At 40.8% G+C, this 26,044-nt stretch carries 26 protein-coding genes; 6 read left to right on the top strand and 20 right to left on the bottom strand.

Annotated features, from left to right (window positions below):
• Positions 1-80: 80 nt before the first annotated feature.
• Positions 81-620 carry a DUF3267 domain-containing protein gene (locus ABEQ24_RS12870; protein ID WP_430007150.1) on the top strand — a complete coding sequence of 180 codons (540 nt, stop codon included), beginning with the start codon at positions 81-83 and terminating at the stop codon, positions 618-620.
• A 175-nt stretch (positions 621-795) separates the two neighbouring features.
• A complete protein-coding gene (locus ABEQ24_RS12865) occupies positions 796-975 on the top strand; it encodes a hypothetical protein (RefSeq protein WP_070879396.1) in 180 nt (59 codons plus the stop codon).
• Positions 976-1,068: 93 nt separating this feature from the next.
• Here the strand turns inward: ABEQ24_RS12865 and ABEQ24_RS12860 are convergent, their stop codons facing one another.
• Positions 1,069-1,149 (bottom strand): YjcZ family sporulation protein, encoded by an 81-nt coding sequence (locus tag ABEQ24_RS12860; RefSeq protein ID WP_101567585.1) that lies wholly within the window; start codon positions 1,147-1,149, stop codon positions 1,069-1,071.
• Between the two features lie 118 nt (positions 1,150-1,267).
• Positions 1,268-1,354: a YjcZ family sporulation protein gene (locus ABEQ24_RS12855; RefSeq protein WP_083328378.1), complete on the bottom strand. Its 87-nt coding sequence runs from the start codon at positions 1,352-1,354 to the stop codon at positions 1,268-1,270.
• A 179-nt stretch (positions 1,355-1,533) separates the two neighbouring features.
• Between ABEQ24_RS12855 and ABEQ24_RS12850 the strand changes: the two genes are divergently transcribed.
• Entirely contained in the window at positions 1,534-2,403 is an 870-nt protein-coding gene (locus tag ABEQ24_RS12850) for a peptidylprolyl isomerase (RefSeq protein WP_430007149.1), read from the top strand.
• Positions 2,404-2,443: 40 nt separating this feature from the next.
• Here the strand turns inward: ABEQ24_RS12850 and ABEQ24_RS12845 are convergent, their stop codons facing one another.
• From ABEQ24_RS12845 to ABEQ24_RS12825, 5 genes are all read right to left on the bottom strand, one after another.
• The gene (locus ABEQ24_RS12845; RefSeq protein ID WP_430007148.1) at positions 2,444-2,635 is read right to left on the bottom strand and encodes a sporulation YhaL family protein; all 192 of its coding nucleotides are present in this window, start codon (positions 2,633-2,635) and stop codon (positions 2,444-2,446) included.
• Between the two features lie 324 nt (positions 2,636-2,959).
• On the bottom strand, positions 2,960-3,904 hold the full coding sequence (yhaM, locus tag ABEQ24_RS12840) for a 3'-5' exoribonuclease YhaM (protein WP_430007217.1): 945 nt from the start codon (positions 3,902-3,904) through the stop codon (positions 2,960-2,962).
• A 76-nt stretch (positions 3,905-3,980) separates the two neighbouring features.
• Positions 3,981-5,201 carry an MFS transporter gene (locus ABEQ24_RS12835; protein WP_430007147.1) on the bottom strand — a complete coding sequence of 407 codons (1,221 nt, stop codon included), beginning with the start codon at positions 5,199-5,201 and terminating at the stop codon, positions 3,981-3,983.
• A 37-nt stretch (positions 5,202-5,238) separates the two neighbouring features.
• Positions 5,239-8,262, bottom strand: a complete 3,024-nt coding sequence (locus ABEQ24_RS12830) for an AAA family ATPase (protein WP_430007146.1) — start codon at positions 8,260-8,262, stop codon at positions 5,239-5,241.
• A 9-nt stretch (positions 8,263-8,271) separates the two neighbouring features.
• Positions 8,272-9,501 (bottom strand): metallophosphoesterase family protein, encoded by a 1,230-nt coding sequence (locus ABEQ24_RS12825; protein WP_430007145.1) that lies wholly within the window; start codon positions 9,499-9,501, stop codon positions 8,272-8,274.
• Between the two features lie 867 nt (positions 9,502-10,368).
• On the opposite strand from ABEQ24_RS12825, the gene ABEQ24_RS12820 reads away from it, so the two are divergent.
• Both ABEQ24_RS12820 and ABEQ24_RS12815 read left to right on the top strand, forming a co-directional pair.
• Positions 10,369-10,887: a GNAT family N-acetyltransferase gene (locus tag ABEQ24_RS12820; RefSeq protein WP_430007216.1), complete on the top strand. Its 519-nt coding sequence runs from the start codon at positions 10,369-10,371 to the stop codon at positions 10,885-10,887.
• A gap of 12 nt (positions 10,888-10,899) precedes the next feature.
• Positions 10,900-11,262 (top strand): YunG family protein, encoded by a 363-nt coding sequence (locus ABEQ24_RS12815; protein ID WP_430007144.1) that lies wholly within the window; start codon positions 10,900-10,902, stop codon positions 11,260-11,262.
• Between the two features lie 228 nt (positions 11,263-11,490).
• On the opposite strand, the gene ABEQ24_RS12810 is transcribed toward ABEQ24_RS12815, so the two are convergent.
• Together ABEQ24_RS12810 and ABEQ24_RS12805 are read right to left on the bottom strand one after the other, a co-directional pair.
• Positions 11,491-12,750: an ABC transporter permease gene (locus tag ABEQ24_RS12810; RefSeq protein ID WP_430007143.1), complete on the bottom strand. Its 1,260-nt coding sequence runs from the start codon at positions 12,748-12,750 to the stop codon at positions 11,491-11,493.
• Complete coding sequence (locus ABEQ24_RS12805; RefSeq protein WP_430007142.1) at positions 12,743-13,642, bottom strand: ABC transporter ATP-binding protein; 900 nt, start codon at positions 13,640-13,642, stop codon at positions 12,743-12,745. Before ABEQ24_RS12805 ends, ABEQ24_RS12810 begins: the two co-directional genes overlap by 8 nt.
• Positions 13,643-13,781: 139 nt before the next feature.
• Here ABEQ24_RS12805 and ABEQ24_RS12800 point away from each other — a divergent pair, with 139 nt between their 5' ends.
• Positions 13,782-13,967 carry a YhzD family protein gene (locus ABEQ24_RS12800; protein WP_430007141.1) on the top strand — a complete coding sequence of 62 codons (186 nt, stop codon included), beginning with the start codon at positions 13,782-13,784 and terminating at the stop codon, positions 13,965-13,967.
• 362 nt (positions 13,968-14,329) lie between these two features.
• Here ABEQ24_RS12800 and ABEQ24_RS12795 read toward each other — a convergent pair whose 3' ends face one another.
• The 11 genes from ABEQ24_RS12795 to ABEQ24_RS12745 form a co-directional block, all read right to left on the bottom strand.
• Positions 14,330-15,106, bottom strand: a complete 777-nt coding sequence (locus tag ABEQ24_RS12795) for an enoyl-CoA hydratase (protein ID WP_430007140.1) — start codon at positions 15,104-15,106, stop codon at positions 14,330-14,332.
• Positions 15,107-15,182: 76 nt separating this feature from the next.
• The gene (locus ABEQ24_RS12790) at positions 15,183-16,334 is read right to left on the bottom strand and encodes a thiolase family protein (protein ID WP_430007139.1); all 1,152 of its coding nucleotides are present in this window, start codon (positions 16,332-16,334) and stop codon (positions 15,183-15,185) included.
• Positions 16,331-17,194, bottom strand: coding sequence for a 3-hydroxyacyl-CoA dehydrogenase family protein (locus tag ABEQ24_RS12785; RefSeq protein ID WP_430007138.1), 864 nt, complete (start codon positions 17,192-17,194; stop codon positions 16,331-16,333). Before ABEQ24_RS12785 ends, ABEQ24_RS12790 begins: the two co-directional genes overlap by 4 nt.
• A gap of 35 nt (positions 17,195-17,229) precedes the next feature.
• Positions 17,230-18,378: an acyl-CoA dehydrogenase family protein gene (locus tag ABEQ24_RS12780; RefSeq protein ID WP_430007137.1), complete on the bottom strand. Its 1,149-nt coding sequence runs from the start codon at positions 18,376-18,378 to the stop codon at positions 17,230-17,232.
• A gap of 20 nt (positions 18,379-18,398) precedes the next feature.
• Entirely contained in the window at positions 18,399-19,958 is a 1,560-nt protein-coding gene (locus ABEQ24_RS12775) for a fatty acid--CoA ligase (RefSeq protein ID WP_430007136.1), read from the bottom strand.
• Positions 19,959-20,225: 267 nt separating this feature from the next.
• Positions 20,226-20,672, bottom strand: coding sequence for a GyrI-like domain-containing protein (locus tag ABEQ24_RS12770; protein ID WP_430007135.1), 447 nt, complete (start codon positions 20,670-20,672; stop codon positions 20,226-20,228).
• Between the two features lie 137 nt (positions 20,673-20,809).
• Positions 20,810-21,304, bottom strand: a complete 495-nt coding sequence (locus ABEQ24_RS12765) for a hypothetical protein (protein ID WP_430007134.1) — start codon at positions 21,302-21,304, stop codon at positions 20,810-20,812.
• A gap of 180 nt (positions 21,305-21,484) precedes the next feature.
• Positions 21,485-22,978 (bottom strand): coproporphyrinogen III oxidase, encoded by a 1,494-nt coding sequence (locus tag ABEQ24_RS12760; protein WP_430007133.1) that lies wholly within the window; start codon positions 22,976-22,978, stop codon positions 21,485-21,487.
• Positions 22,979-23,138: 160 nt separating this feature from the next.
• Entirely contained in the window at positions 23,139-23,867 is a 729-nt protein-coding gene (locus ABEQ24_RS12755; RefSeq protein WP_430007132.1) for a Cof-type HAD-IIB family hydrolase, read from the bottom strand.
• Between the two features lie 109 nt (positions 23,868-23,976).
• Complete coding sequence (locus ABEQ24_RS12750; RefSeq protein WP_309190609.1) at positions 23,977-24,456, bottom strand: hypothetical protein; 480 nt, start codon at positions 24,454-24,456, stop codon at positions 23,977-23,979.
• A gap of 266 nt (positions 24,457-24,722) precedes the next feature.
• Positions 24,723-25,661 (bottom strand): FkbM family methyltransferase, encoded by a 939-nt coding sequence (locus ABEQ24_RS12745; protein ID WP_430007131.1) that lies wholly within the window; start codon positions 25,659-25,661, stop codon positions 24,723-24,725.
• Positions 25,662-26,044 lie beyond the last annotated feature (383 nt).

Genomic DNA, 26,044 nt, shown 5'->3' with positions numbered 1-26,044 from the left:
ACTGAACATCGTAAAGTATGTAAGGACTTGACCAATCATGCTCGTGCATGAACATTTATAACTTTCGGACGGTGATTGAAATGAATTGCTGGAAAACCATTAATCTTTCAAAAGATTATGGATTCCATAGACTTTTTATAGTCTCTGTATTAACGATGATGATTACCTTTATTAGCATATATTTACCGCTTGTGGTCGTTTTTCCTTCTATCCATTTGAAAGAAGATCATTTTTTCTTATTGCTTATGTTTATCATATGCATCGTGCCATGTCACAAACTGCTTCATGCTGTGCCTTTATGGATGTACGGTTACCGGGTATCCCTTAAACTGAAGTTCCAGTCATACATGCCGATTCTCTTTTTGAAAACGAACTGCAATGTAAGCAAAGTAAGTATGACCCTTTCGCGTCTTACACCTTTTATAATTGTCACGGCGGTTATGCTGGCAGGACTCATGCAATTTCCTGCATATTTGCACTACTTTTGCCTGGGAATCGCCTTTCATACCGGATTATGTGTAACTGATTTTATTTTTTTGAGTCAGCTTTCCAAAGCGCCGAAAGAATGTTTCATTGAAGAAGCCGATGAAAGCTTTGAAATTCTGTTTCAAAAGTCTTAGAAAAGACTGTGCATATTGCATGGCTGCTGATTCATAAAGATATGCAACTATAAATAAGAAAAGCCTCTCATCTTGGAGAAGCTTTTCTTTTGCTATTTATTAGGAGTCATTGCTATCTTTTTCATCATTTTTTTGGTAATGTTATATGTATCAGTGAGGAGAGGGGGAATCTCATATGATAGCTTTTTTCATTTTGTTTGCCGTGTTCATTTTGTTTTATATAAATAAATTGACCAATACGCTGTGCCTGGTCCGAGAGATTCCTGAAGACCGTCAAACAAAAGTATTCCGGACAATCAACGTCCTGATTACCATTTTATTAGTTTCTTCATACATAGAAATCTTATTTACGTAGATTTCACCATTATAAAAGCTGCGCGCAGTCATCCGCACACAGCTTATACAATCATAGCTGACAGATTTATCTGTCAGCTATGTTTATTTTGGCTTATAGCCAAGCAGCACCAACAATGATCAATAAGATGAACAAAACAACGATTAACGCAAAGCCTCCAGCGTATCCTCCCATAACTTACCTCCTTTTATGCGTCGGTAAGTTATTGTATGCACGATCATCATGTAACGAATAGGCAATTATCATTTGTTTTAAGCAATCTTTTTGTAAAATTTAAAGCCCTTATTGCTCCCTAACAAATGTAAGAAGCACCAATAATGATCAATAAAATAAACAATACAACCAGTAATGCAAAACCGTTTGAGTATCCTCCACTCATGTTAAAACCTCCCTTATCGGCGTTCCATACATCATATGGACGCTTTCTCATTTTGACCTGGACGAATGCCCTGATTACCCTAGTCCTATTGCAAAACTTTTTAGTTCATGGCACAATGTGGTATAGTGTTCCAATTATTAGGCAGTCTTTAAATTAAACAGAAGTAGGAGTTGTATCAGATGAAAAGATTTGCTCTTGCATTAGCAGCAGCATCAAGTGTTTTGGCGCTAGGCGCATGCAGCAATAATGACAGCGGTTCCGAGGTCATTGCTGAAACAAAAGCAGGCAATGTAACAAAAGACGAATTTTATGAAGCCATGAAAGACCGCTTCGGAAAAGATGTTTTAACAGAGCTTGTACATGAAAGAGTTTTAAGCAAAGAGTACAAAGTTTCTGACGAAGAAGTTAACAAAGAAATTGACAACTTAACTCAGCAATACGGCCCTCAATTTGAAGCAGTCATTCAGCAGCAAGGTGAAAAGACTGTTAAAGATATGGTAAAAGTCGATCTGCTCCGCAAAAAAGCAGCTGAAACAGAAGTGAAAGTTACTGAAGAAGATACTAAGCAATATTATGAAAGCCTAAAAGGCAAAGTACAGGCAAGCCACATCCTTGTTGAAGATGAAAAAACAGCAAAAGAAATTAAAGCCCGACTTGATAAAGGTGAAAAGTTTGAGGATTTAGCGAAGGAAGCTTCTAAAGATCCATCAGGACAAAACGGCGGAGATTTAGGCTGGTTCGGCGAAGGACAAATGGTTCCTGAATTCGAAAAAGCAGCATTTGCTCTTAAAGAAGGCGAAGTAAGCGAGCCTGTAAAATCTGAATTCGGCTATCACATTATCAAAGTTACAAAAACAGTAAAGCCGTATGAAGAAATGAAAAAAGAACTTGAAGCAGATGTAAAAAAACAAAAGACAAGCCAGCCTGATGCTGTTCAGGGAGCATTGGACAAAGCTCTTAAAGAAGCAGATGTAAAGGTGAAAGACAAAGAATTAGAAGATACGTTCAAAGCGCCAGCAGCTCCTGCAGCTCCTGCTGAAGGACAATAACAGCAAAACTCCCCCATTTAAATGTAAATGGGGGAGTTTTTTACATGTCATCATCTTGATTTTTTCTGCGGATCTCACGTTCTTTAAGCATTCTTTCAATATAAACATTGCCCTCTTTTTCTATATAGGCCTCCTCAACAATCTTCTCTTTCCTTGTTGTTGAAAAAGCCATGTAACCGCTGTATAAGATCCCAAGTATGCAGAGGTAAACCCACCACGGCAGCAAGATCATTCCCGCTTCCCCCTTTTCATTGACAAGCCCTTTACTGCACTATATGAGGTTCCAGGTCCATTTATACATGATTTTTTAGAAGATGAAAAGAGAACTTGTTATGATTCTTGGATGCTGTAAATCGTATAGTCAGTTTCCGGGGTTTTTCAGATGCCTTTCAGCTCCATTCCGAGACATTCACACCTTATTCTTAGACTTCCACTCTTTTTTCAAAATCTCCGAGTTTCAGAGGCTTCTCATTATTATTCTAGACTTCAAGATCTATTCAGGTTGATTAAAAACAACTTAAAAAGCCTTTCTTCAATGAAGAAAGACTCTAAAAAATCAGTTATGAAAGGTTGGTTTGTAAAAAGAACGATTATCAAGTGCAAAAACACGTTCCGTATACTCGCCCGGCTTCACTCGCTCTAGAGCACGGTCAAGCATATTCATTTTCGCATCGAGATTATCAATATAATGCAAAATCTCAGCTTCTTTGATTAATGGAGGTTTTGGGCTCCCCCACTCTGCTTTTCCATGATGACTGAGAACAAGGTGCTGAAGAATAACGATTTCTTCACCCTCAATGCCTAAATGTTCGGCTGCTTTGGCAATTTCATTTACCATGATGGAAATATGGCCAATCAGGTTCCCTTCTACTGTATAAGAAGTGCCGATAGGTCCTGAGAGTTCAGTTACCTTGCCAAGGTCGTGCAGAATGACTCCTGCATATAGCAAATCCGTATCAAGACTTGGATATAAAGCTGCAATGGACTTTGCTAAATCAAGCATGGAAACAACATGATAAGCTAATCCGGAAACAAATTCGTGGTGATTTTTTGTTGCAGCCGGATATTCAAGAAATTCATTTTGATGTTTTTTCATAAGATATCTAGTTACCCGCTGAATGTTGGGATTTTTCATTTCAAAAATATATTGTGTGACTTTTTCCATCATTTCTTCTTGTCCGATCGGAGCGGTTTCAAGAAAATCAGAAATTTTCACGTTATCTGTGCTTGAGGCAGTTCGGATATTGCGGATCTTAAGCTGATTTCGTCCGCGGTAGTGATGAATATCACCATAAATCTTAACAATGCTTTGTGAGCTGTAGGATACCTCATCTTCTGGACCCGCATCCCATAGCTTTGCTTCAATTTCACCTGATTGATCCTGAAGAATTAATGTTAAAAATGGTTTTCCGTTACTGGCTATTCCTTTAGTCGATGATTTCACCATCAGAAACACATCTGCTTGCTCGCCTACCTCGTAATGATTAATTCCTTTTGTCATCATTAAAACGGTCCCTCCCAAATTGCCTCATTATCCTGAGTATAGCATAATTTCCATCTATTTTTCCTGACTCCTGCTATGCTGACAAACCAGCATCGTTTCTCCTTGAAATCCACACCTTCGCTGAAATCAGTGCAGCAAGCATAACCGCAGCACCAATATAATAAGGAAGGTTGATTTGATATTCAAAAACGAAACCCGCCAAAATGGGGCCTGCTACATTTCCAAGACTCATAAAAGAATTATTAAGCCCCATCACCATACCTTGCTTGCTTCCTGCTAATTTTGAGATAAACGTATTTAAAGAAGGCCTCAAAATGGAATTTCCCAAAAAGAAGATAGAGGTTGTCAGTAAAACTGTTGCGAAAGAATTCGCAAAAGTCATGATGACAAACCCAAATGCACTCAGCAAAAGAGCAGAGGTCACAACCCTTTCATCTCCGAATTTAGCCACAAGCCTTCCAACAACAGCTCCTTGCGTAATCGTTCCTACAATCCCTGTTAAAAGGATGATCAGACCGACTTCCTGCGGTCCGTAACCAAAGCGCTCTAACGCATAGAAGCCAAAGATCGCCTGAAAAATCGTTAGGGCAAAACTCATCATAAAGACAAGGATCAGCAAAAAGCCAACAGGACTTTGAAGAGCTTTTTTGATTAAAACAAATTGATTTTCACGTTTTTCATTTTCAGCTTCAGCAATGGTTTGCTCCATCGCTTCTTTTGACAGGGACTCCGGCAAAACGAAGACCGATACAATTCCGGCAAGTGATGCTGCAATACCAGCAAATAGAAATGGGAAAGAAAGACTGAATTCAGCGAGCCAGCCGCCGATTCCCGGGCCAACCACAATGCCAAGGCCCATTGCTGCGCCTAAATATCCCATCCCCTGCCCTCGTTTTTCAGGTGTTGTTACATCAGAAACGTATGCCATTGCGCTCGGCATGATCGCAGCACCGAACATGCCTGCAATCATCCTTGATAAAAACAGCATCCATAAATCCGTTGCACATGCGAAAATAAACTCAGCCGCCGCAAACCCAAACAGCCCGAGTGTTATCAGCGGTTTCCTGCCAATTCTGTCTGAGAGCCTCCCCCAAATAGGAGCGAAAAAAAACTGCATGAATGCAAATACAGCTACCAGAAATCCAAGTGTTGCTGCATCTGCTCCGAATTTTTCGACATAAAACGGCAGAATCGGGATCACTAAGCCGATGCCCACCATGATAATAAATAAGTTAAAACTCAGTAAAAAGAGCGGTTTGCCAAGAGGCTTTTTCTCATATGTAGTTTGCTGCATGACTTACTTCCTTTCAGGTACCTTTCGTCAGTTCATTTTACAATAATCTCTGTCCAATAGATACTTGTTTTGCAGCCTGCTCTTTAGCTTTTAAATCAAGAATTTGTTCTTCTTTAAACAGCGGCAGAAGATGCTCCTGGCAAGTAAAGAAAATAATCTGATGCTGCATTGAAAATTCCTCAAGCAATGACAGCACTTGTTTCGTCCTGTCAAAATCAAAATTCACAAATCCATCATCAATAATAATCGGCAGGCCCTGTTCCGTGCTCAAATGACGGGCAAGAGACAGCCGCAGGGAAATATATAATTGTTCTGCTGTTGCCTGAGAAAGCTCATTTGCTGCAAACCGGTTTCCATCAGCTCTTTCTGCAAGTAATGTTTGTTCTGAATCAGGAAGAAAGATTTTTCTGTATTGATGATTCGTCATGATCGAAAAAAAGTGCTCAGCTCCTTCTAATACTTTTGGGAGTCTGACTGACCGGTTAAATTCCACCGTTTTATTCAGCATATTTTTCGCGGCTGAGAGCACCGCCCACTTGTGCGCAAGCTGCTTTACAGCACCTTTTTCAAGCTCATACTTCTGTTTTAGTTCAGAGTAAAGTCCAGATTCCTCAATATTTTGAAGCGCAGCCGAAAGCTCTGAGAGCCTCCTTTGCAAGGTCCTCTCTTGTTCAATTCCCGCTTTAAGTTCTTTCTCACATAAAAGCTTTTCTTCTTTATAATCTATCAGAAAATCCAGCTTTCCGCCTTTGAGCAAATGCTTTTTTGTCTGGAGCTGCTGCTCTATCCATTTTAATTTTTGCTCTAACGAACTTCTTTTGTTCGCTTCTTCAGCCTTTTTACGGAAATCTTCGGCATCAGCTGACAGGGATAAATGGAAAAGCTCTTTTTTCTTCTCAGAAAGAAGGCTGAGATCTGCTTCAATTTTTGCTAATCGCTGTTCGGCATCGGAAATTTTTTCTATAAACATAAGCTGCCTGCTCTTCTTTTCCATTGAATCTTGGAGAGCAGCAGACAATTTCCGCATGCCTTCATTCAAATCAGTTTTTTGGTCTAATCCGCATTTTTCACATACACTTTTAAGCTGTTTTTCATAAGCAGAAAGGGCTGATGTCAGCTCTGCAAGGTTCGTTTCAATTTGAGAGCACTCCCGTATATCTTTCTGCAGCTGAAACAATGTTTGCAGAAGATCAGGCAGAGCGAGAGGCGAATATTCACTGCTCATCCTAAAATCACTGTACGCTTTTTTAGCTTTTCGGTTTAATTGATAAATGGCCTCTTCCCATTCATCAAAACCGCTGACGGTGCGGTGATACGCTCTTTCATTCTGTGCGAATGTCACTTGCTCAAGCTCATGAGATCTTCTCAGCTGTTCATCCTTCCACAGGATGCCCCTTAGTTCTTCCGTATCTGTATATTCTTGTCCCCTCGACTGTTCAAGCTTACGTTTTAATTCCTCTTGTTTGTCCCGTAAATGATTCAGAAATGCGTCTTCCCCATAATCGTTTTTGAAAATAAAAAAGAAAACGAGGCCAATCAATCCTGCTAGTATCGGCAAGAGGAACCATTGCTGTTCATAGATCATCCAGCCGGAACACAAAATAAGCAGAACAGCCGCAGCTGCTTTCATTATGTTCATTTGATTCTTCTTTGATTGGTTCGACTTGCTTTGTTCGTTTATTTTCTTTTCATTACTCCGATATTCATCTTCTGCTCTTTTTTCATCCAGAATTTGCTGCTGCATTTCTTCCTGCTGTTTTACCTTTTCTTCTAGAAGCTTCCTTTCTTCTGCACCAAGCAGCCCTTTTGCGTAATCTGTTAATCTGTTTTCGCTTTCCTCCAGATTCTCTTTCGCCCGTTCAAACTGCTGATCGAGCATATGCTTTCTTTGCTGCAGCTGCTGATAGTCCGACACGATTTCTCGTATTTCTTCTTTGACTGTTATTGAGGTGTTAATTGAAAGAACAGATTCATCATCTACAGCTTCCGCAAAAAGCCGCTCTTTATCTTCTGATATTTTTCTTGAAAGTGCCCCGTGCTTCAAACTGTACTGCTGATGCTGATCTTTTTTCGCATGATAGGCGGAGTTTGTCTCTCTGAGATGTTCGATATCAGATTGATGCGAAAGAATGAATTCATTGACACTCAGCTGATGTATTGCTTGCTGATGCTCTTCTATCAATCTCACTAGAGATCTCTTTTCAGACAGCAGCGGCTCTTCCTTCGATTCAATCTCATCCATGCGCTTTAATCCATCTGCAGGAAAGGACTGGTTTGTCTTTGATAATTCAGAAAGAATCGACTCTTCTTCAATCCATAATGGAAGAGCATCGATGATTTCAGCCAGCCTTCTTGATTTTGCTTCAAGCATAGACTTGCTTTCTGCTTTTGCCATAAGCTGACGTTCAATCATTTCTTTTTCCTTCATGAGTTCTTCGTAAGGCTGGATTTGTTCTTTTGCTTTTTGCATGTCAGAATGAAGGGCCTTCAGTCTGCTTAATGCTGCGTTGATTTCTGGTTTTTTTCCGTTAGGCTTATACAGCAGTTCTTGTTTTTTCAACAGTTGATTTTCCGTCTGCAAGAGAGCATCTGTCCCAAGCAAGCCCGATGACAATAAAAACTTTCCGAGTTCATCAGCACTTACTTTGCTTACCTGCTGTATGCCGTGGATATCAAATGAAAAAATAGACTTATACATCGATTTATCAAAATGAGACAGGATTTGATCAAGGATTTCCCCGCTGCCTGTATCTCCATTTTCAAAGTACAGCGTAACCTCACCAGCTGATTTTCCAGGCAGCCTCTCAATTTTGACCTTCCCATATTGTTCGGTATCAACAATCAGAGCACCGCCGTATGTTTTCACTTGCTTTGGTTCATACCTGTTTTCATTTTGGATTTTTGCGGGAAATCCAAATAAGATACTTTGAATGAATGACATGATTGTAGATTTTCCTGCTTCATTTTTTCCGTAAATCACTTGAAAGTTATGGGGATTCAGGGTGAAATTTATGTGATTAAATTGTCCATACCCATAGATATTCAGTTCAATGATTTTCATTTTTTCACCTCACAATCTTCTATGCTTCAAAAGTTCCTGAAACAGCATGTATTCTGCTTCTTTTTCTATCTGCTGCTGTTCAGCTGCATCAAATGCCGGTATGTGTTTCCTGTATAATGCGTTCTGTTTCAGGGGCAAAACAGTGCTCTCAAAATCATCAAAGTTTTTGATAATCTCTGTTAAATCCGCTAAAAAATGAGAATCAAGCTGCAGTGATTCCTTGTTAATCTCGGGCATTGATTCATTGATGATTGAGGAGATCCATACAAAATTCTCACGTTCTGTCTCATCTTCATTCCATTGATCTATTAAATCGTCAAGCACATTCTCTTCCTGAAGCGAATCATACAGCTCACTAATACCGCTTATACGAATCACAACGACACGCGGCTCGTCACTTCTAAGCTCTTGAAGCTGCAGATGCAGGCTGTCAATCCATTCCTCAAAACTTCCTTTAATCTCTATTAAAAGTTCTTCCCATTTCACATCATGGAGCGGTTTAAACGTATACGACACGGTGCCCTCAGACATGGAAACGAGATAGCATCCTTTATCTCCCGTTTCTTTTCTGTTTCTGCCCTGGATATTGCCTGAATATAGAATCGGCGGCTCACTTTCATGAAGATGCGTCCGTTTATGTATATGTCCAAGCGCCCAATAATCAAACTGCTTTTCGAGCAGGTCGCTGATCAGAAACGGAGAATAAACGTCATGGTCGTTATTGCCCGCAATCGACCCATGAAGCAGTCCAACATTAAAATCTGCCTCACTCTGCTTCTTATAGAAAGGTGTCATATTCTGGGTAACAGCCCGCTTCGGATAGCTGTATCCATATAAATTGACGGAAGTATTTCCGTTTTTCCAGAAAGTTTTGCATTCTACTTCTTTGTCTGAAAAAATATGAACATTTTGCGGCCAGCTAAGGGCAAGCCATTTCCCGCTCATGTGATCATGATTCCCATGTATGGCATATACCTGAATGCTGTTCAGCTCAAGCTGTTCAAATGCTTTTTTTAACTTCAGCTGTGCTTTTAAACTTCTGTCCTCGCCGTCGAATAAATCCCCGGCTATCAAGATAAAATCAACCTGTTCGCTGATGGCAAGCTTGATCAATTTGTCCAGAGCAGCAAATGTGCTCTCCTTCAGCCTTTCAAAAATCGTTTCCGGCATCTGCTGCATTCCGGCAAACGGGCTGTCTATATGTAAATCCGCTGCATGAATAAATCGAATAGGTTCCATCCGCTTTCCTTCCTTTACTTCTCTCTTATTCTCTATTGTACCACCTCAGAAATACGAATGCACGTTCTATCCAGAAAAGCGGAGCCGACTGGTCAGACCCGACAGACAGATAAGGATCCGACGGGAAAGGCGCTTTTTGCCTTTGCCGGCGGAGCCGTTCTGGCCGAGGGTCTAGGAGGTGGAGCTGGACAATAAGAAAAGCGGAACCGAACGTTTAGCTCCGACAGACAGATAAGGATCCGACAGAAAAGGCGCTTTTTGCCAATACTTTCGGAGCCGTTCTGGCCGAGGAGTTGGGAGGTGGAGCTGGACAATAAGAAAAGCGGAACCGAACGTTTAGCTCCGACAGACAGATAAGGATCCGATGGAAAAGGCGCTTTTTGCCTTTGCCGGCGGAGCCGTTCTGGCCGAGGGTCTAGGAGGCGGAGCTGGACAACAAGAAAAGCGGAACCGAACGTTTAGCCCCGACAGACAGATAAGGATCCGACAGAAAAGGCGCTTTTTGCCAATACTTTCGGAGCCGTTCTGGCCGAGGAGTTGGGAGGTGGAGCTGGACACCCGGAAAAGCGGAACCGACTGTTCAGACCCGGCAGACAGATGAGGTGAAAAACAGTAAATCGCAAAGTAATTCACACCATTTAATAGCTAAAATGGCGTGCTTTTTCATTTACATTAATAAAACACGATATTGGACATTTATATTAAAATGGAAATATCAGATATTCACCGATTATTTCTTTTAACTCTTTGTCTTGATTCAGTTATAGGTCTATTGCTTAGAAAAGTATCTCCACTTCTTATTGAAGTAAAGGGCAGCATTGTTGAAGCGAATAATGATTGAAAACAAAATTTAAGGAGTTGATAGATATTTTTGAACGAATTGGAGAACGACAAATTCAAATTAATAGTTGGGAAGATAAAGATCTAGAACTGCTCGTTAAATTAAACGCCCCAGAAATGATGGAACATCTGGGTGGCTCAGAAAGTAAACAACAGATTTTAAAACGGCACAAACGGTATCTTGAACTTGGTGATAAAGGAAAAATGTTTAGCATTAGACAATCCCCTGATTTTGAAGCGGTTGGCTCTGTTGGCTATTGGCAAACAACTTGGAATGATGAAAACGTTTACGAAATTGGATGGAGTGTACTGCCACAATTTCAAGGTAGAGGGATAGCAACTATTGCAGTTAAGCTGGCAATTAATGAAACCATTAGAGAGAAGAGATATAAATACGTACACGCTTTCCCATCAGTTGAAAATCCTGCTTCAAATGCTATTTGCCGAAAGCTCAACTTTTCATTTATTTCAGATTGTGAATTTGAATACCCGCCAGGTAACTTAATGCAATGCAATAATTGGCGTATGAAAATATATTCAAATTGAGGAAGACCATTAATGAATACAATTGAAAAAGTGACAAAAGCACAATTATTACAATCTTTAAAACAAACGTGGTCATTAAAATCAAGTTCCAAATGGAGTATTGATAATCCTTCAAAAGGACAGTGCGGTGTAACATCATTAGTAGTCAATGACATTTTAGGCGGGGAAATACGAAAAACCCCTTTAGCTGAGGGGTGGCACTTTTACAATATGATTTATCATACACGGTATGATTTTTCAGAATCTCAATTCAGTGAAAGTATAAGTTATGAAGATATTCCTTCGAATAGAAAAGAGGCTTTTACGGATACAAACATTAATCAATACAACTATCTGATCAGCAGTGTTTTAAAAGAACTAAGTAATACTGAATAATTTGTAAATAGCCCTCAATTAGCAGGAATTTGTCGAGCAGCAAAGTCCTGCTAATTCCTATGTAATTTTATATGTTAAATTTGAACAGGGATTACAAGTAAACTCTTATATATCCACAAAAAAAACATACCAATTCCTATAGGAATTAGTATGCGAATTGATATGTTATATAGCGATTTGCACCTTTCAACCGAACCCGTTGCGCACAGGCTCTGCTTTCTCTTCTTATTAATCCTTTGACATTTGCAAGGCTTTCTTGACATCCTTAAATGATGAGGATTTGCCGTACATGAGCACGCCGCCTTTATAGACTTTAGCACCTATGACCGCTAGTGCGATTATGGTGATTACTAAGATGCCGATTGATAATCCAATTTCCCATGCAGGAACACTCAGCATGCCGACTCTCAAGAACATGATCATTGGAGAGAAAATCGGGATAAAGGATGTAACCGTGATGAACATCGCTTCAGGGTTTCCAAGACCGAACATTGCGATAATGAATGCACCCACAATTATATATGTCATTGGTGCAATCATCTGCTGAACATCTTCAATTCTGCTGACAAGCGATCCTAAAAAAGCCGCCAGAGTCGCAAAGATAAAGTACCCGAGAATAAAGAAAACAACGGCGTAAACTAATGTTGCGACAGGCACTTCTGTGAAACTGAAGAATCCTTCTCCCATCAATGCTGTATTTTCCATATTTCCTTTAATAGAGCTGTATCCTACAAGTATAATAAGTCCGAACTGTGTTAAGCTCACTAGTCCAATCCCAAGCAGCTTTGCAAACATCTGCTTAATTGGAGAAACGGAACTGATCAGAATCTCCATTACCCGCGATGATTTTTCTACAGCTACTTCCATCGCAATCATACTTGCATATAAGATCACCGAAAAATAAATAATGAACAGCAGAACGTAGACCAGCCCTCTTGCCTGATTAAGCTCTTCTTCAGATTTTGCATTTTCTAACAGGGCCGTTTTCTCAAGTTCTAATGGAGCAAACAACTGACTGAGCTGTTCACTTTTCAAGCCAAGATTTGCTGTACCTGCTGCTATTTTCGTTTGCTGCAAGGACTGCTCAATTGTCTCTGAAACACTTGAGTTTGCAATGGATCTTGCATAATAAGAACCCTTCGGCAAGCCATCTTGATCAAGACTCAAAATTAAGTATCCTTCCATCTTTTCATCAAGGACATCCTTTTTCAGCTGTTCCTCTGACTTCTCTGCACGATTCAGCTGCAGTTTCTTATCCATTGTTCCGGCATTCTGCTCAAAAACAGGATAAATCGTTTCATTTTCCGTTTGATCAATAACTGCCACCTTAACTGCCTCTTTATCCCCGTCATTAAAAAAATGAATCACATTTTGCAGGTTTGTAAGCCCGAAGATCAGCAGCAGTGTGACGCCGGTTGTAATTAAAAATGATTTTGTCTTTAATTTGCTTGTGTATGTATGCCAAAAGATGATCCAAAATTTATTCATACGCGGCACCAACCTTTTCAATGAAAATATCATTCAGAGAGGGCTCTGCAAGTTCAAATTTCCGGACAAATCCTTTGCCCTGCAAAGAAGCCATGATTTCCTGAGACACCTCTTCACCTGTTACCTGCAGTTCCATTCCTTCAAAAGTTTTCTTAGATTTAGTAACTCCTTCAACGTGCTGTAAATAGTCTAAGTCAAAATCAGCATGAACGATCACATTTTTTCTTCCAAAGGAACGCTTAATTTCCTTTAATGCCCCGTGAACGACAGGCTTTCCTTTATGCATGATGCATAAATGCTGACACAGTTCTTCTACATGCTCCATTCTGTGACTTGAAAAGACAATCGATGTTCCGCGGTTTTTCAACTCCAATACCGCAGTTTTAAGCAGTTCTACATTTACCGGATCTAGACCGCTGAACGGTTCATCAAGAATCAGCAGCTTCGGACGATGCAGGACTGCTGTAATGAATTGAATCTTTTGCTGATTTCCTTTTGAGAGGTCCTCTACTTTCTTGTTTGCATATTCCGGAATCTTAAAGCGTTCAAGCCATTCATTCATTTCTGAAAGCGCAGTCTGTTTATTCATCCCTTTTAACCGTCCTAAATAAACAAGCTGATCACGCACTTTCACTTTAGGATAAAGTCCTCTTTCTTCCGGAAGATAGCCAATCTCATCACTTGCATCATAGCCGATTGGCTTTCCGTCCCACAAAATTTGCCCTGCTGATGGGTTTAATAAGCCTAAAATCATCCGGAAAGTTGTCGTCTTTCCAGCCCCATTGGCTCCCAGCAAACCAAACATTTCACTCTCTGGAATTGCTAATGAAAGCTGATCAACTGCTGTGTGTGAACCAAATCGTTTCGTAATTCCATTCAATTGTAATGTCATCCTGATTCCTCCTGTCTATCTTATGTACGAAACTCATCAAGCAAATGTTTCATTCCTTGCAGGAAAAAAAGAAGATGATGAGAATTATAGTTATAAGCCTATTAAATTTTTAAACTTCATATGCAAAGGGGGCTATTAAATGGGCATGTATTACTTAACGGCATTTAATAAAGACGGGGAAAAATTAATGGATGAAAGCTTTGAAGCTGCCAATGACCAGGAAGCAAAAAAAGTCGGCGGGCAAAAGCTTGAAGAGAAAAACTATCTGAAAAAAACGCACCGCTGCACATCGGCAAGCGGTAAATTGATTTTATTTGAAAGATAAGAATAGTAATATCATAGTGAAATCGATGAGGGCATTCCTTATAAGGAATGTCCTTTTTCTATAAATAGGATCTGGCGGTTAATTGCCCCTCTAAATACCTTCATAAAATGCTCTTTTCCAGTTATCGTTTTAAAGCGCATAATTTTTTCCTAGTTACAGGTAAATTTTGTTATTGGAAATGACATTGTTCTATGCATAACTGTGTTTACTTTCCAAAAAAATCGGCTTACTTTCCAAAATCGCTTTATTACTTTCAAAAGTCTGCTAAATACTTTCCAAAATGAAAGATTTACTTTCTTTTTTCCATTCGCCTCCTAATACCAAAGTGAAAAGCGGTTACGACAATCGCAACCGCTCTCCGTTCATTTGCCGGTAAACTGAGGTTTTCTTTTTTCTAAAAACGCATTAATTCCTTCTTGATGATCCTGTGATTGTCTCATGTTATATTGTGTTTCTTTTTCAAGTGAAAGGATGTTTTCTAGCTCTGGTTTCTTTACAGCTGAATAAATATTTTTGCTCGCAATCATCGCTTTTACAGGTTTCTGCAGCCATTCGCTGACAAGAGATTGTACTGCATCTTTTAAGTCAACGTCGCATACTAAGTCAACTAAACCAAGTTTGTACGCCTCATCTGCACTTAACTTTTCCCCGCTCCAGATCAATTGCTTGGCCTTCGCTTCGCCTAAGCGTTTTTCCATGAAGTAATGTCCGCCTCCGTCAGGTACAAGCCCGATGCCGATAAAATTCATCGCAAGAACTGAGCTTGAATGTGCGACAACATAGTCAGCAGCTAAAGCAAGACTGAATCCTAAACCTGCTGCCGGTCCGTGAATCGCACTCACTGTTACCTTAGGCAGTGTATACAATGTCGTGATAACCTCTGAGATTAAATCCATTACCCCTGAAAAGCCCGAGTTATCTATTGAATTCAGCATTGTTTTTATGTCCCCGCCAGCTGAAAAACCTCTGCCGCTGCCGGATAAAACCACGATATCCGCTTCACTTTCACCAGCAAGCTTCAATGCCTGAAGAAGTTCTCTCAGCATTTGTTCATTCATCGCATTTAAAACATCAGGCCTGTTCATTTCAATCGTTGCATATCTTCCATGTACCGCATATGTAACAGTTTCCATACCCATCCCCCTAAATTAGATTTCCATCCTCACTAATTATTATAGCTCGTTCTGAAACTAATTGATATTATTTTCAGATAATTTAAATTCTCTCAACAATTGTCGCTGTCGCCATTCCGTGTCCAATGCAGATAGTCAGCAGCCCGTAGCGTGCATTCCTGCGTTCAAGCTCATTTACAAGACTCGTCATCAGCTTTGCACCAGTTGCACCCAGTGGATGACCAAGGGCGATAGCACCGCCGTTCACATTCACTTTTTCAGGATCTGCCCCAATCATTTTCTGCCAGGCAAGGACAACTGGAGCGAATGCTTCATTGATTTCGAAAAGATCAATATCGTTTACAGTCAGTCCGCTTTTCTCCAGTACTTTCTGAGTTGCAGGGATCACTCCTTCAAGCATATAAGTCGGATCTGAGCCTACAACGGCTTGTCCCACAATTCTTGCCTTTGGTTTTAGTCCCAGTTCCTGGGCTTTTTTGCTTTCCATTAACAGGACAGCAGCCGCACCGTCGCTCATTTGACTTGCGTTTCCTGCCGTCACGACTCCATCTTCTTTGAAAACCGTTTTTAAACTTGCCAATGCTTCAAGAGAAGTATCAGCGCGCGGGCCCTCATCCTGATCAAAGACAATTTCTTCTCCTTCTTTATTCAGCCCTTTCAGAGGCAGTATTTCAGATTGATAGATTCCTTTTTGAATCGCTTCTAAAGCCCGCTTATGGCTTCGAAGCGAGTATTCATCAAGCTCCTGTCTTGTAATCTGATGTTTTTCTGCAATCATTTCGGCTGAAATGCCCTGATGGACAAAGTTATATTTTTCATGCAGGCTTGCTGGGATCGTTTCGTCGTTTCCATCGCTTAAGATAGGAACCTTTGTCATACTCTCTACACCCGCTGCAATGACAATGTCCATATCACCGGACCTGATTTCCTGACAGGCAAAATGAATGGCCTGCTGGCCTGATCCGCACATGCGGTTGATTTGAACGGCAGGCACGCTGACAGGAAATCCTGCTTCAAGAACCGCCAGTCTTCCAATGTTAAAGCCTTGTTCTGCAATTGGGGATACGCAGCCCATAACAACATCTTCAACATGCTCTTTCGGCAAACCTGCCCTTGTGACAACCTCATCTAAAACCGCAGCTGCAAGATGAACAGGATGTGTTTCTCTGAAGGCACCTTTCCTTTTTCCAACAGCTGTCCTTACCGCTTCAACAATTACTACTTCCCGTGTCATTTTCTCTCTCCTTCGTATGTGTAAAATCCTTTACCTGTTTTCCGTCCGTGATGTCCGGCTTCAACTAATTTTCTTAACAGCTGCGGAGGCAAAAAGCGGTCACCGTATGCATCCGCCATCCCATTGCTGACAAACAGCATCGTATCAAGCCCGACTAAGTCTGCAAGCTCAAGCGGCCCCATCGGATAATTCAGCCCAAGCTTGACCGCTTTGTCGATATCTTCTGCACTTGCAATTCCTTCTTCGTAAATCCGGATGCATTCAAGCATATGAGCAGACAGCGCTCTTGTTGTGACAAAGCCCTGTGCATCTTTTACTAATACAGTCTCTTTCCCAATCTCCTCTGATAATTTTCTGATCGCTTCTATTGTCTGATCAGATGTATCAATTCCCTTTACCATTTCAATCAGCTTCATGACGGGAGCCGGATTAAACCAGTGCATGCCAATGACCTGATCCGGTCTTTTTGTTGCAGCCGCAATGGCTGTAACACTTAGCTCTGACGTATTTGTAGCCAGGATGACCTCTTTTCCCGTTAATTTATCAAGTTCTTTGAAAATCGCTTTTTTAAGCTCCAGATTCTCAGGAACTGCTTCAACAACCAGCTCTGCATCATTTACTGCATCTGCAAGCACGGTAAAAGAACGGATCTTTTCTAACGTAGCTGACTTATCAGATTCTGAAATGTGTCCTGCTTTAACGAACCTTGATAAACTTTTATCAATTCCAGCTTGTGCTTTTTCCAGCGCTTTCTCTGAAACATCATATAAGTAAATTGTTTTTCCTGCTGCCGCAAAGGATTGGGCAATCCCGCTCCCCATTAATCCTGATCCGATAACAGCTATTTTCTGTATGCTCATGGAAGTGTGTCCCCCTTGATTTTTTGCTGAATGGTTTAAGCAAGATCTAAATTTTTCACAATGATTGTTTTCATGATTTCATTTGTGCCTGCGTAAATGGCCGAAACAGGAATATCCCGATAACGTCTGGCAATCTCGTATTCTTCCATATAACCGTATCCGCCGTGAAGCTGCATAACCTCTGACGCCACTTTTTTAGCCATGTCCGTAATCCAGTACTTAGCCATGGAAACACGTGTAACCGCATTTTTTCCTGCCAGATGTTCTTCAATGACCGAATCTAAAAAAGTACGTCCAATTTCAATTTCTGTTGCCATTTCTGCCAGCCTGAACTGTACAGTCTGAAAATCACTGATTGATTTTCCAAACGCTTTTCTTTGTTTTGTATACTGCTTGGCTATAGCAAGCATTCTCTCAGCAGAAGTCTGGGCTCCGATTGCTACAAGGAGACGCTCCTGCTGCAGCTTATCCATTAAATAATAGAAGCCTTTGCCTTCTTCCCCTAAAAGGTTCGCCGCAAGCACTTTTGCATCCTCAAAAATGAGCTCTGCTGTGTCCTGTGCGTGCAAGCCTACTTTTTCAAGCTTTCTGCCTCTTTTAAAGCCAGGTGTGTCTCTTTCAACGACCAGAAGGCTGATGCCTTTATGTGCAGGCACCGCCTTTGGGTCCGTTTTGCAGACGACAACAATTAAGTCCGCACAGATTCCATTTGTAATGAATGTCTTCTCTCCATTTAATACATAATAATCTCCTTGTTTAATAGCTGTCGTTTTGACAGCTGAGAGATCTGAACCAGCCCCTGGCTCTGTCATCGCAATCGCCGTAATGGTTTCTCCCGTCACACAAGTCGGCAGGAATCTTTGCTTCAGCTCTTCCGTTCCGTAAGAATCAAAATACGGCACGACGATATCGTTATGAAGGCTGATTCCGATCAGGCTGGACCCCACTTTTTCCAGCTCTTCGTTAATAATGACAGAATAGACAAAATCTACGCCGGATCCTCCGTACTTCTCGTCTGTCCAGGGACACAAAAAACCTTTATCCCCCATTTTAATCCAAAGTTCACGCGGGACCATTCCTGCTTTTTCCCACTGATCGTAGTAGGGCACTGCTTCTTTTTGAAGGAATTTTCTTAGTGCTTCCCGGAATATTTGATGTTCTTTTTGCAAGTATGCTGCCGGCATTTCAATCGAGCCCCCCTGTTTTATGCGCTTGGCTGTTCTGCGAGCTTTTCCCTTAAAAGAAATTTTTGGATTTTGCCGCTTGCGTTTCTAGGCAGCGCCTCTACAAAGTGATATTTACGCGGTCTTTTATATGGCGCAAGCTTATCGCTCGATTTGCAGAATTTCTCAAGCTCTTGTTCTGTTAGATTCATATCTTTTCTGACAATAAAGGCTGTCACACATTCTCCCCATTTCTCGTGCGGCTCTCCTAAAACAGCTGCATCGAGTACGCCATTATGTTCAAATAAAACATCCTCAACTTCTCGCGGATACACATTTTCCCCGCCGCTTATAATCATGTCGTCTACCCGGTCAGCCACATATAAAAACCCGTCGCGATCCAAATATCCTAAATCGCCTGAATGATACCAGCCCTTATACAGCGCTTTTTCTGATGCTTCTTGCATATTGAAATAACCTGCCATCATGCAAGGTCCCTTTACAATAATTTCACCAACCTCTCCCGGCTGGAGAATATCGTCAGGTTCTGATGCTCCATTCTCATTCGGCTTTACGATCCGCAGCTCATGACCGAAGCAGACTTTTCCCGCTGAGCCTACTTTAGTCAGCTGCTCATCTTCTGACAAGAAAGTGACGGCAGGTCCCATCTCTGTCATTCCATAAGCCTGGATAAGGTCGGTGCCCAGCTTTTCCTTGCAGAGCTTGACAAGTGCAGGTGCCATCGGGGCTGCTCCATACAAGCCAAGTCGCAGGGAAGTCAGATTGTACGTTTCAATTTTCTCCTGAAGCATCATGTTCCACATCGTCGGCGCTCCAAAAAAGACGGTGATTTTCTCTTCCTCAATCAGCTGAAGCACAAGCTCCGGCTCAAAATGATGCAAAATCACGTTGCTTCCGCCAACTTGTACGCGAGGGAGGAAACAGCAGTGGAGCTCGGCACAGTGAAACATCGGTGCAGCCACTAATCCCCGGTCATCCTTTGTCAGCCTTTTTGCAGCAATACAAACATGATTCTGCTCGATCATATCCCTGTGACGATGAAGAACTCCTTTCGGGCGCCCAGTCGTCCCGCTCGTATACATGATCGCATACAGATCATTTTCAGTAATTTCCATGTCAATAAGCCTGTCGCTTGTTTGCTTAACTTTCTCATGATAGCTTGAAGCATAAGATGGCGGTTCACCGTCAATGAACCAGAAGGAGATCTCGTCAAACTGCGATTGAATGTCGCTGATTTGCTGCTCAAGCGCCCGTTCAAACAGAACGAGGGAAGGCTTTGCATCGTTTAAGATGTAGGCCACCTCCTGTGCTTTCAGCCTGAAGTTGATTGGATTGATAACCGCACCGATTTTGGCACTGGCAAAATAAGCCGTTGCAAGCTCAATCGTATTGAATAAATACGTCGAGATCCGGTCACCTTTCTTAACACCTGCCTCCAAGAACGCATTCGCAAGCTTATTCACTTCTTTTTGCCACTCGGAATACGTCCACCTGATGCCTCTTCTTACATCATAAATGGCTTCCTTTGCAGGGTACTTCTCAGCAGTCAAATCAAATACTCTTCCAATCGTTGAATACATAGAAACTCCTCCTTTAGATAGAAAGCGTTTACAAAAAGGACAGCAATGCCTCATTATTTAATCCCTTTATTAACATTCATCTTTTTTCAGAAAATTCCTTCATTCAATTTGAAATCTTTCATCAGAACGTTTTATATCTATGAAAATCCGTTCTTTTATAAAGTCCATTAAATCAGCCGCAAAAAAAAGCTCGAGTAATTTACTCAGAACCCCAAGATGATTATTCTGTCATATAAAAGCCGCCAAACTGACTACTGCATTAGTTTGTTAACTTTTAATTGGCAAATAAATCTCTACCTCTTCCTCACCATTTTCCATAGGATGATAGGTCTCAACAATAGGAAATTCTAAGTCTCTTTTATACCCCTGATCGTCTGCCCAGTGCACTAAATTGTGATGCAGGTTGCCGATATTATTCATTTGTCCTCTAATCGTGACATAGTTTTGAGACAATTCGAGATAATCCATTCCATTTGGAACGGCTTCAAGAGAGTCATTAACACTTAATCCTGCATAAAAATGGCCTCTCAAGTGGGTAACATCCCTTTTGGGTTCAAAAAGAGCGATTTCAGTACCAGAACGGTTTTCTATTTCATCTGCACGAGACAAAAATTGCCGGGCAAGTCTTGGAACATCGATGCCGAAATTGTCAAAAGCTCCACTGCCCTTCATGCCTACCACTTTAAAAGTTCTCTTAACCCTTTTACACTCCATGAGTATCCCTCCTGACTTGTTTTACCACAATATTACAATTTCGATATACCAAAATGAATTCCTCCCAATTAAATAAATAACCAGCCCATTTTTTAGGAGGACTGGTTATTTTGCTCTTTATTTTTTTGACCATGAATTTAGTACTCTTTTTCAAGAGTAACATCATGTTCTTCTGCCAGCGTTTCCAACTCATCACTGAATTCTCTGATCATTTTTCGTGCTGTCGCAAGCTTTTCATTCGCCTCGATAATTTTCCCCCGGTCCTGTTCTTCAAGCCCTGAAATGATCAAGATAAAAGCACTATGCTGAATATTGACTGCTTCAATGTAATTTTCATGCAGTGCCTTTAATTTTTCTGATTCGACCTGAACTTCTTCTAAATCAGCAATAAAGGAATTGTAAGTTGGCGAAACTTCATCTACCATCACTGAATACATGACTTCATCATTCGTGTAATTTTCGCCGGACACACTGTCATATGCGCTTATGGCAGCCGTTTCTTTCTCCGTTACCTCAGGCAGGATTTCATTCACATAGGACAGCAATTCCTCCTGAACAGGATCCTCCGAACCCGAACATCCTGAAAGTAAAAACAAGAATATAAACAGACAGACGCACAAAAGTTTTTTCAATTCTCCCACCTCCTCACTCCCCTAGGCTATTCAGCCATGAGCTGTCTCATGTTGGGGGATGCTTGGATTATTTAGCTGGGTGAATAAGCAGGAAGTCATGTGAGATTATTACGATTAATAATTTTTTTTCTTCTATAAAAAAAAAGCTCTCCCTTTATGGGAAAGCCTCTCTGATCAGCATCACTCAAACATTTCTTCAAGAATCTTAATTTTCGCTTCTGTATAATGTTCAAAGCTGTCGTTATAGGATTTTGGATCCTTTGGATTCGCAAATTGCGTAATCTTCCCTGTTTCAGGGTGTATAAATTTGCTGGCAGCGCCGCATCCAAGGCCGATAATGGACTGCTGCTCCTCCATGATCATGATGTTATAAATGCTGTCCTGGCCTTCAAGCGCATAGCCGACATTTTCCAGATTTCCAAGAATGTTTTTTTGACGGTACAAATAGTATGGAGTGTAGCCATGTTTATCTGTCCATTTGACAGCATGGTCCATCATTTCTTCGATTTCTTCGCGTCCAGCCACTTTGTATTTTTGTTTATTTCTTGTCATTTCTGATGCACGTTTAAAGGACAGCGTATGAACCGTTAAGGATTCAGGCATCAGTTTTTCTGTTTCAGAAAGAGTATAATCAAATTCTTTTATTCCTTCACCCGGCAATCCAATAATTAAGTCCATATTAATATTGTTCATGCCCATGGAGCGTGCTAAATGGAATTTATCAATGGTCTCCTGAACGGAATGATGACGTCCAATCGCCTTTAAAGTTTCATCAATATAAGATTGAGGATTGATGCTGATCCGGTCGATATTCCATTTTTTCAACACGTTCAGTTTGTCCTCTGTAATCGTATCCGGACGCCCCGCTTCTACTGTAAGCTCGCGGATTTTATCAACACCCGGGAACGCTGCGTTCATTTCCTCGTAGAGCATATCCATTTCTTCTGCAGTAATGCTTGTAGGAGTACCACCGCCGTAATAAACAGTCGTGATTTTAATGTTTTTCTCTTTCAGCCATTTTCCCATCTCACGAATTTCGTAATGCAGACCGCCGAGAAACGAATCGACAGAACCCTGTCTTCCGCCGATTGCATAAGCAGGGAACGTGCAGTACGCACATTTAGTCGGACAGAACGGGATGCCAATATATATACTCACTTCTTTTGAAAGATCATACAGATCGGGAACCACGCTCAGCTGTCTGTCGACAATCCGCTGCATCAGCTGAATTTTTTCGTCTGAAATTAAATATTCTTCCTTCAGCATCTGATGCGCTTCTTCTTTTGACATGCCTTCACGCAATTTTTTATGAAGAAGCTTTGTCGGACGGATGCCTGTTAAGATTCCCCACTGCTGAATCATACCCGTGTAATCCTGAAGCAGGTTCAGATGCACGTATACGAGTGTATGTTTAACCGCTTTAAATCCTTCTTTTTCACTCAGGTCATCTGAAATACTTTTTTCGTGTACAGCAGACTTTTCATATCCTTTTTGATCCGTCAAAGTTCCGCGGACGCTAATACTTCCATTCTTTTCTTCTATTTGAAAAACGATGCTGATGTCCGCTTCAGTTTCTTCAAACATCAGCTTTGTTTCCTCGTAAAACAAATTTGAAATTAACTGCAGCGGACGATGAAATCGTTCATCGTTTATGCCATGTATAGTAAATCGCAAGATTCTCACCTTATCTTCTTTTAGTTTCAAAACTTTCTTAAGTGTACAAAACCTAGAGCATATGGTCAATTTAGAAAAGTGGAGACGATTCAATTCAGAACCAATTTTTCAATTTTAAAAAATATAAAAACAGATGGCGAAAAAGCCATCTGTTCCTCAATTACAATACATATTTTTTTATTGCTTCAGCAACCCCGTCTTCATCATTGGACAAAGTGACCCAGTCAGCTGCTTCCTTGACGATGTCCTGTGCATTCCCCATTGCAACACCAATACCGGCTTCTTTAATCATCGCCAGGTCATTCATGCTGTCGCCGCAGGCAAGCACGTTTTCCATTGTAATGCCTAGCAGTCCGCATACCTTCTCAATGCCTTTCGCTTTATTAATTCCAATTGCATTTACCTCAAGGTTTGTAGGACTTGAATTCGTGATTTCAAACTCTCCTCTGCTGCGGAGCTCATTTAATATGGTTTCACGATCTTTATCATCTTCAATTTCAAATCCGAACTTCAGCCACTGAAACGTGCTTAAATCCTCCGGCATTTCATTAAAGAAAACTCTTTCTGTGCTTGTTGCCCAGTAACCTGTTTTATGTGTCTTAGATAAGTCATACATCCAGGTCATCAAATCATTATGGACGATATTTCTATCCACGAGTTCACCGTGCTCGTCCCAGATTTCGCTGCCATTTACAGTGACCAAATAAGAAGATAAGCTCAGTGATTTAGCAAGATCCCGCAGGGTTGCCATGCTTCTGCCTGTGCTGATGACGACATGAATGCCCCGGGCTTCAGCGTCTCTGATTGCTTTTCTGTTTGCTTCTGAAATTTCTTTTTTTTCGTTCAGAAGTGTTCCATCCATATCAAGTGCAATAAGTTTAATATCCATGTAAAAATCCTCCTATACCTTCTCGGCTCTTTACATAGAATATCATTTTACGGACTGATAAACCATATGGATGCCTCATGCTGTTCTTAATGCAAGTCTTTTATTCCACTTAAACATTCGCCGATTCCATTGCAAAGTACTCTTTAATCGAATAACTGAATAACTGGCGTTTAATTCTCCCTTTATCGCCAATCAGCCTGTACCAGCTTTGCCCGACATAAAAATGATTTGAAAGCAGGATCTCAAGGACATAGGAAATCCGGTCTTCGGCTTCTTCTGTTTCAATTTTCACTTTGCTTGAAAAAGCTAAAACAAAGTATGGTTTTTCATAATCCAGCTCCAGAACTTGCAGATGATAACTGTCCCCGTGTTTGCGGTTAAAGTCTTCAAGCACTTTTTCAAGGCCCATTCCTATTTCTATATCAAATTTGCCCGCTTCACTCCAAGTTGAAATGAGTGAATCATAAAGTGACAGAGTAAGGATATAGTGCGATTGATACTCGCCTGGATTAAATTCTCGATTTGCATTTTGATCTTCGAGCGGCACAATAATATACTTTTCGTAATTTGAGAAGAAGTCCCCTTTCATCTCTTTACCTTCTTTCTTTAGTTATTGACCCAGGAATGTTGTGAGTGATCCGTGCATTTCTGAAATAAATCGTTATACCTTATTAGTTCTAACTAAATTCGGAAATACCTTCTCATTCTTTACAAGAAAAGCGCAAACACAAGTTTAGAATATATGATAGGCAGGGTCTGCTTCTAAAGGTGTATTTTTCCAATGCGGAACTTTTCCTGCTGAGGAGTGGGCATTGATGTCAGACATCTCGGAACAAAAAAAAGAGCTGTTTCTTTTCAGCTCTGTTCATTGCCGGTTAATGAATCTGCCATATCTGCGTCCGTCGCTAAAATTAGATCTGTATGAATGTAGCGGGAACCAAACATTTCATGAAGGACTTCTATTTTCAGCGATTTGACTTTTACGATATCATCGTTCTCTTTATAAACATAAATTGTAAAATACTGATTCAGGTACTCAAAAAAGGAATTCGGGTCTACTCCTGATTTTTCAAAATAGTTGCTGTTGAACTCAATAAAACCCAGAACAGAGCGGCTGTTTTTAAATAATTTCCTCATTCCCTTTAAAACGAAAGCTTCATATCCTTCCACATCAATTTTAAATAGAACGGCTTCATTATCCATGCTTTTATTAAATAGCGAATCAACAGTAATTGATTGTACGGAAACCTCGTCGACCATGTGATGCGCCGGCATATAAGAAGCCGAAGAGGTTCCTGACCAATGATTATCTATGAAAAAGCGTTTATCTTCTCCGTCTGAATCAGAAGCAAAGGCATGAACAATCTTGATTTGTGATTGATTTGGATGAGCATCCCTGGATTGGCTGATGTATGTAAGCAGATTTCGGTTAGCTTCAATTCCGTAAATCTTTGTATGTTTAGGATAGATCATTGAAAAAATACATTCTCCATAGTTGACGCCTATATCAATGATGCAGTCCGGCTTCACTGCTTCAACAGCCTGCTGCCAAAAAGAAAGGAGCCTCTTTTGCGTCACGCCTCCGCTGATCAGCAGGGCTCTGCCCCGATTCTCTTTTGCATCAACATAAAGAACGGTTGAAGACGGCAATACGATTTTATCTGGAAGTTTGCTGATATCCAAGGTTCTGTATTTCATCAGTATCCCAAAATCAATTAACCCTTTCCAAAGCTTAGGGTAATGCTCCCACATTTTCATAAGAAACGGCTTTCTTGCAGCGGCTTTGTTAATCATGATGGTCCTCCCTTTTTAAGCATTCTTATATCTTCTTATTAACCTATAAAAATCCTTTTGAAATGGATACAGATTAACATAGAATTTACAATTGGCTAAAAAGGGGGCTTTCCGCGGCTATTGAACGATTCAAGGCTGCGGCAATTTGGCTGTTTCTAATTTTTGCTGTAGATTCCACTCATAATGATATCTCGGGCGATTTTTGGAATCATAGCATGGCTTTGATTCCTCTTTTCACTCCACCTCAGCGATTTGTGGAATCATAGGGGGCTTTGATTCCTCCTTTCACTCCACCTCAGCGATTTGTGGAATCATAGAGGGCTTTGTTTCCTCTTTTCACTCCACCTCAGCGATTTGTGGAATCATAGAGGGCTTTGTTTCCT

The sequence above is a fragment of the Metabacillus idriensis genome (genome assembly GCF_050483325.1).
In the GTDB taxonomy this organism is placed as follows: domain Bacteria; phylum Bacillota; class Bacilli; order Bacillales; family Bacillaceae; genus Bacillus_P; species Bacillus_P idriensis_A.
Note: the sequence above shows the minus strand (reverse complement) of the source record. Positions and strands in the feature narration are given on the sequence as shown.

What these genes read in the sequence shown, in the direction of transcription:
- ABEQ24_RS12815 (WP_430007144.1), top strand. Translation starts at nt 10,900, where the DNA reads ATGAATACAATTGAAAAAGTGACAAAAGCACAATTATTACAATCTTTA.
- ABEQ24_RS12780 (WP_430007137.1), bottom strand. Translation starts at nt 18,378, where the DNA reads ATGCCGGCAGCATACTTGCAAAAAGAACATCAAATATTCCGGGAAGCA.
- ABEQ24_RS12845 (WP_430007148.1), bottom strand. Translation starts at nt 2,635, where the DNA reads ATGATCTTGCTGCCGTGGTGGGTTTACCTCTGCATACTTGGGATCTTA.
- ABEQ24_RS12865 (WP_070879396.1), top strand. Translation starts at nt 796, where the DNA reads ATGATAGCTTTTTTCATTTTGTTTGCCGTGTTCATTTTGTTTTATATA.
- ABEQ24_RS12870 (WP_430007150.1), top strand. Translation starts at nt 81, where the DNA reads ATGAATTGCTGGAAAACCATTAATCTTTCAAAAGATTATGGATTCCAT.
- yhaM (WP_430007217.1), bottom strand. Translation starts at nt 3,904, where the DNA reads ATGACAAAAGGAATTAATCATTACGAGGTAGGCGAGCAAGCAGATGTG.
- ABEQ24_RS12805 (WP_430007142.1), bottom strand. Translation starts at nt 13,642, where the DNA reads ATGACATTACAATTGAATGGAATTACGAAACGATTTGGTTCACACACA.
- ABEQ24_RS12830 (WP_430007146.1), bottom strand. Translation starts at nt 8,262, where the DNA reads ATGAAAATCATTGAACTGAATATCTATGGGTATGGACAATTTAATCAC.
- ABEQ24_RS12860 (WP_101567585.1), bottom strand. Translation starts at nt 1,149, where the DNA reads ATGGGAGGATACGCTGGAGGCTTTGCGTTAATCGTTGTTTTGTTCATC.
- ABEQ24_RS12800 (WP_430007141.1), top strand. Translation starts at nt 13,782, where the DNA reads ATGGGCATGTATTACTTAACGGCATTTAATAAAGACGGGGAAAAATTA.
- ABEQ24_RS12750 (WP_309190609.1), bottom strand. Translation starts at nt 24,456, where the DNA reads ATGAAAGGGGACTTCTTCTCAAATTACGAAAAGTATATTATTGTGCCG.
- ABEQ24_RS12785 (WP_430007138.1), bottom strand. Translation starts at nt 17,194, where the DNA reads ATGAGCATACAGAAAATAGCTGTTATCGGATCAGGATTAATGGGGAGC.
- ABEQ24_RS12835 (WP_430007147.1), bottom strand. Translation starts at nt 5,201, where the DNA reads ATGCAGCAAACTACATATGAGAAAAAGCCTCTTGGCAAACCGCTCTTT.
- ABEQ24_RS12795 (WP_430007140.1), bottom strand. Translation starts at nt 15,106, where the DNA reads ATGGGTATGGAAACTGTTACATATGCGGTACATGGAAGATATGCAACG.
- ABEQ24_RS12745 (WP_430007131.1), bottom strand. Translation starts at nt 25,661, where the DNA reads ATGATTAACAAAGCCGCTGCAAGAAAGCCGTTTCTTATGAAAATGTGG.
- ABEQ24_RS12775 (WP_430007136.1), bottom strand. Translation starts at nt 19,958, where the DNA reads ATGTATTCAACGATTGGAAGAGTATTTGATTTGACTGCTGAGAAGTAC.
- ABEQ24_RS12755 (WP_430007132.1), bottom strand. Translation starts at nt 23,867, where the DNA reads ATGGATATTAAACTTATTGCACTTGATATGGATGGAACACTTCTGAAC.
- ABEQ24_RS12810 (WP_430007143.1), bottom strand. Translation starts at nt 12,750, where the DNA reads ATGAATAAATTTTGGATCATCTTTTGGCATACATACACAAGCAAATTA.
- ABEQ24_RS12770 (WP_430007135.1), bottom strand. Translation starts at nt 20,672, where the DNA reads ATGGAGTGTAAAAGGGTTAAGAGAACTTTTAAAGTGGTAGGCATGAAG.
- ABEQ24_RS12790 (WP_430007139.1), bottom strand. Translation starts at nt 16,334, where the DNA reads ATGACACGGGAAGTAGTAATTGTTGAAGCGGTAAGGACAGCTGTTGGA.
- ABEQ24_RS12850 (WP_430007149.1), top strand. Translation starts at nt 1,534, where the DNA reads ATGAAAAGATTTGCTCTTGCATTAGCAGCAGCATCAAGTGTTTTGGCG.
- ABEQ24_RS12855 (WP_083328378.1), bottom strand. Translation starts at nt 1,354, where the DNA reads ATGAGTGGAGGATACTCAAACGGTTTTGCATTACTGGTTGTATTGTTT.
- ABEQ24_RS12825 (WP_430007145.1), bottom strand. Translation starts at nt 9,501, where the DNA reads ATGGAACCTATTCGATTTATTCATGCAGCGGATTTACATATAGACAGC.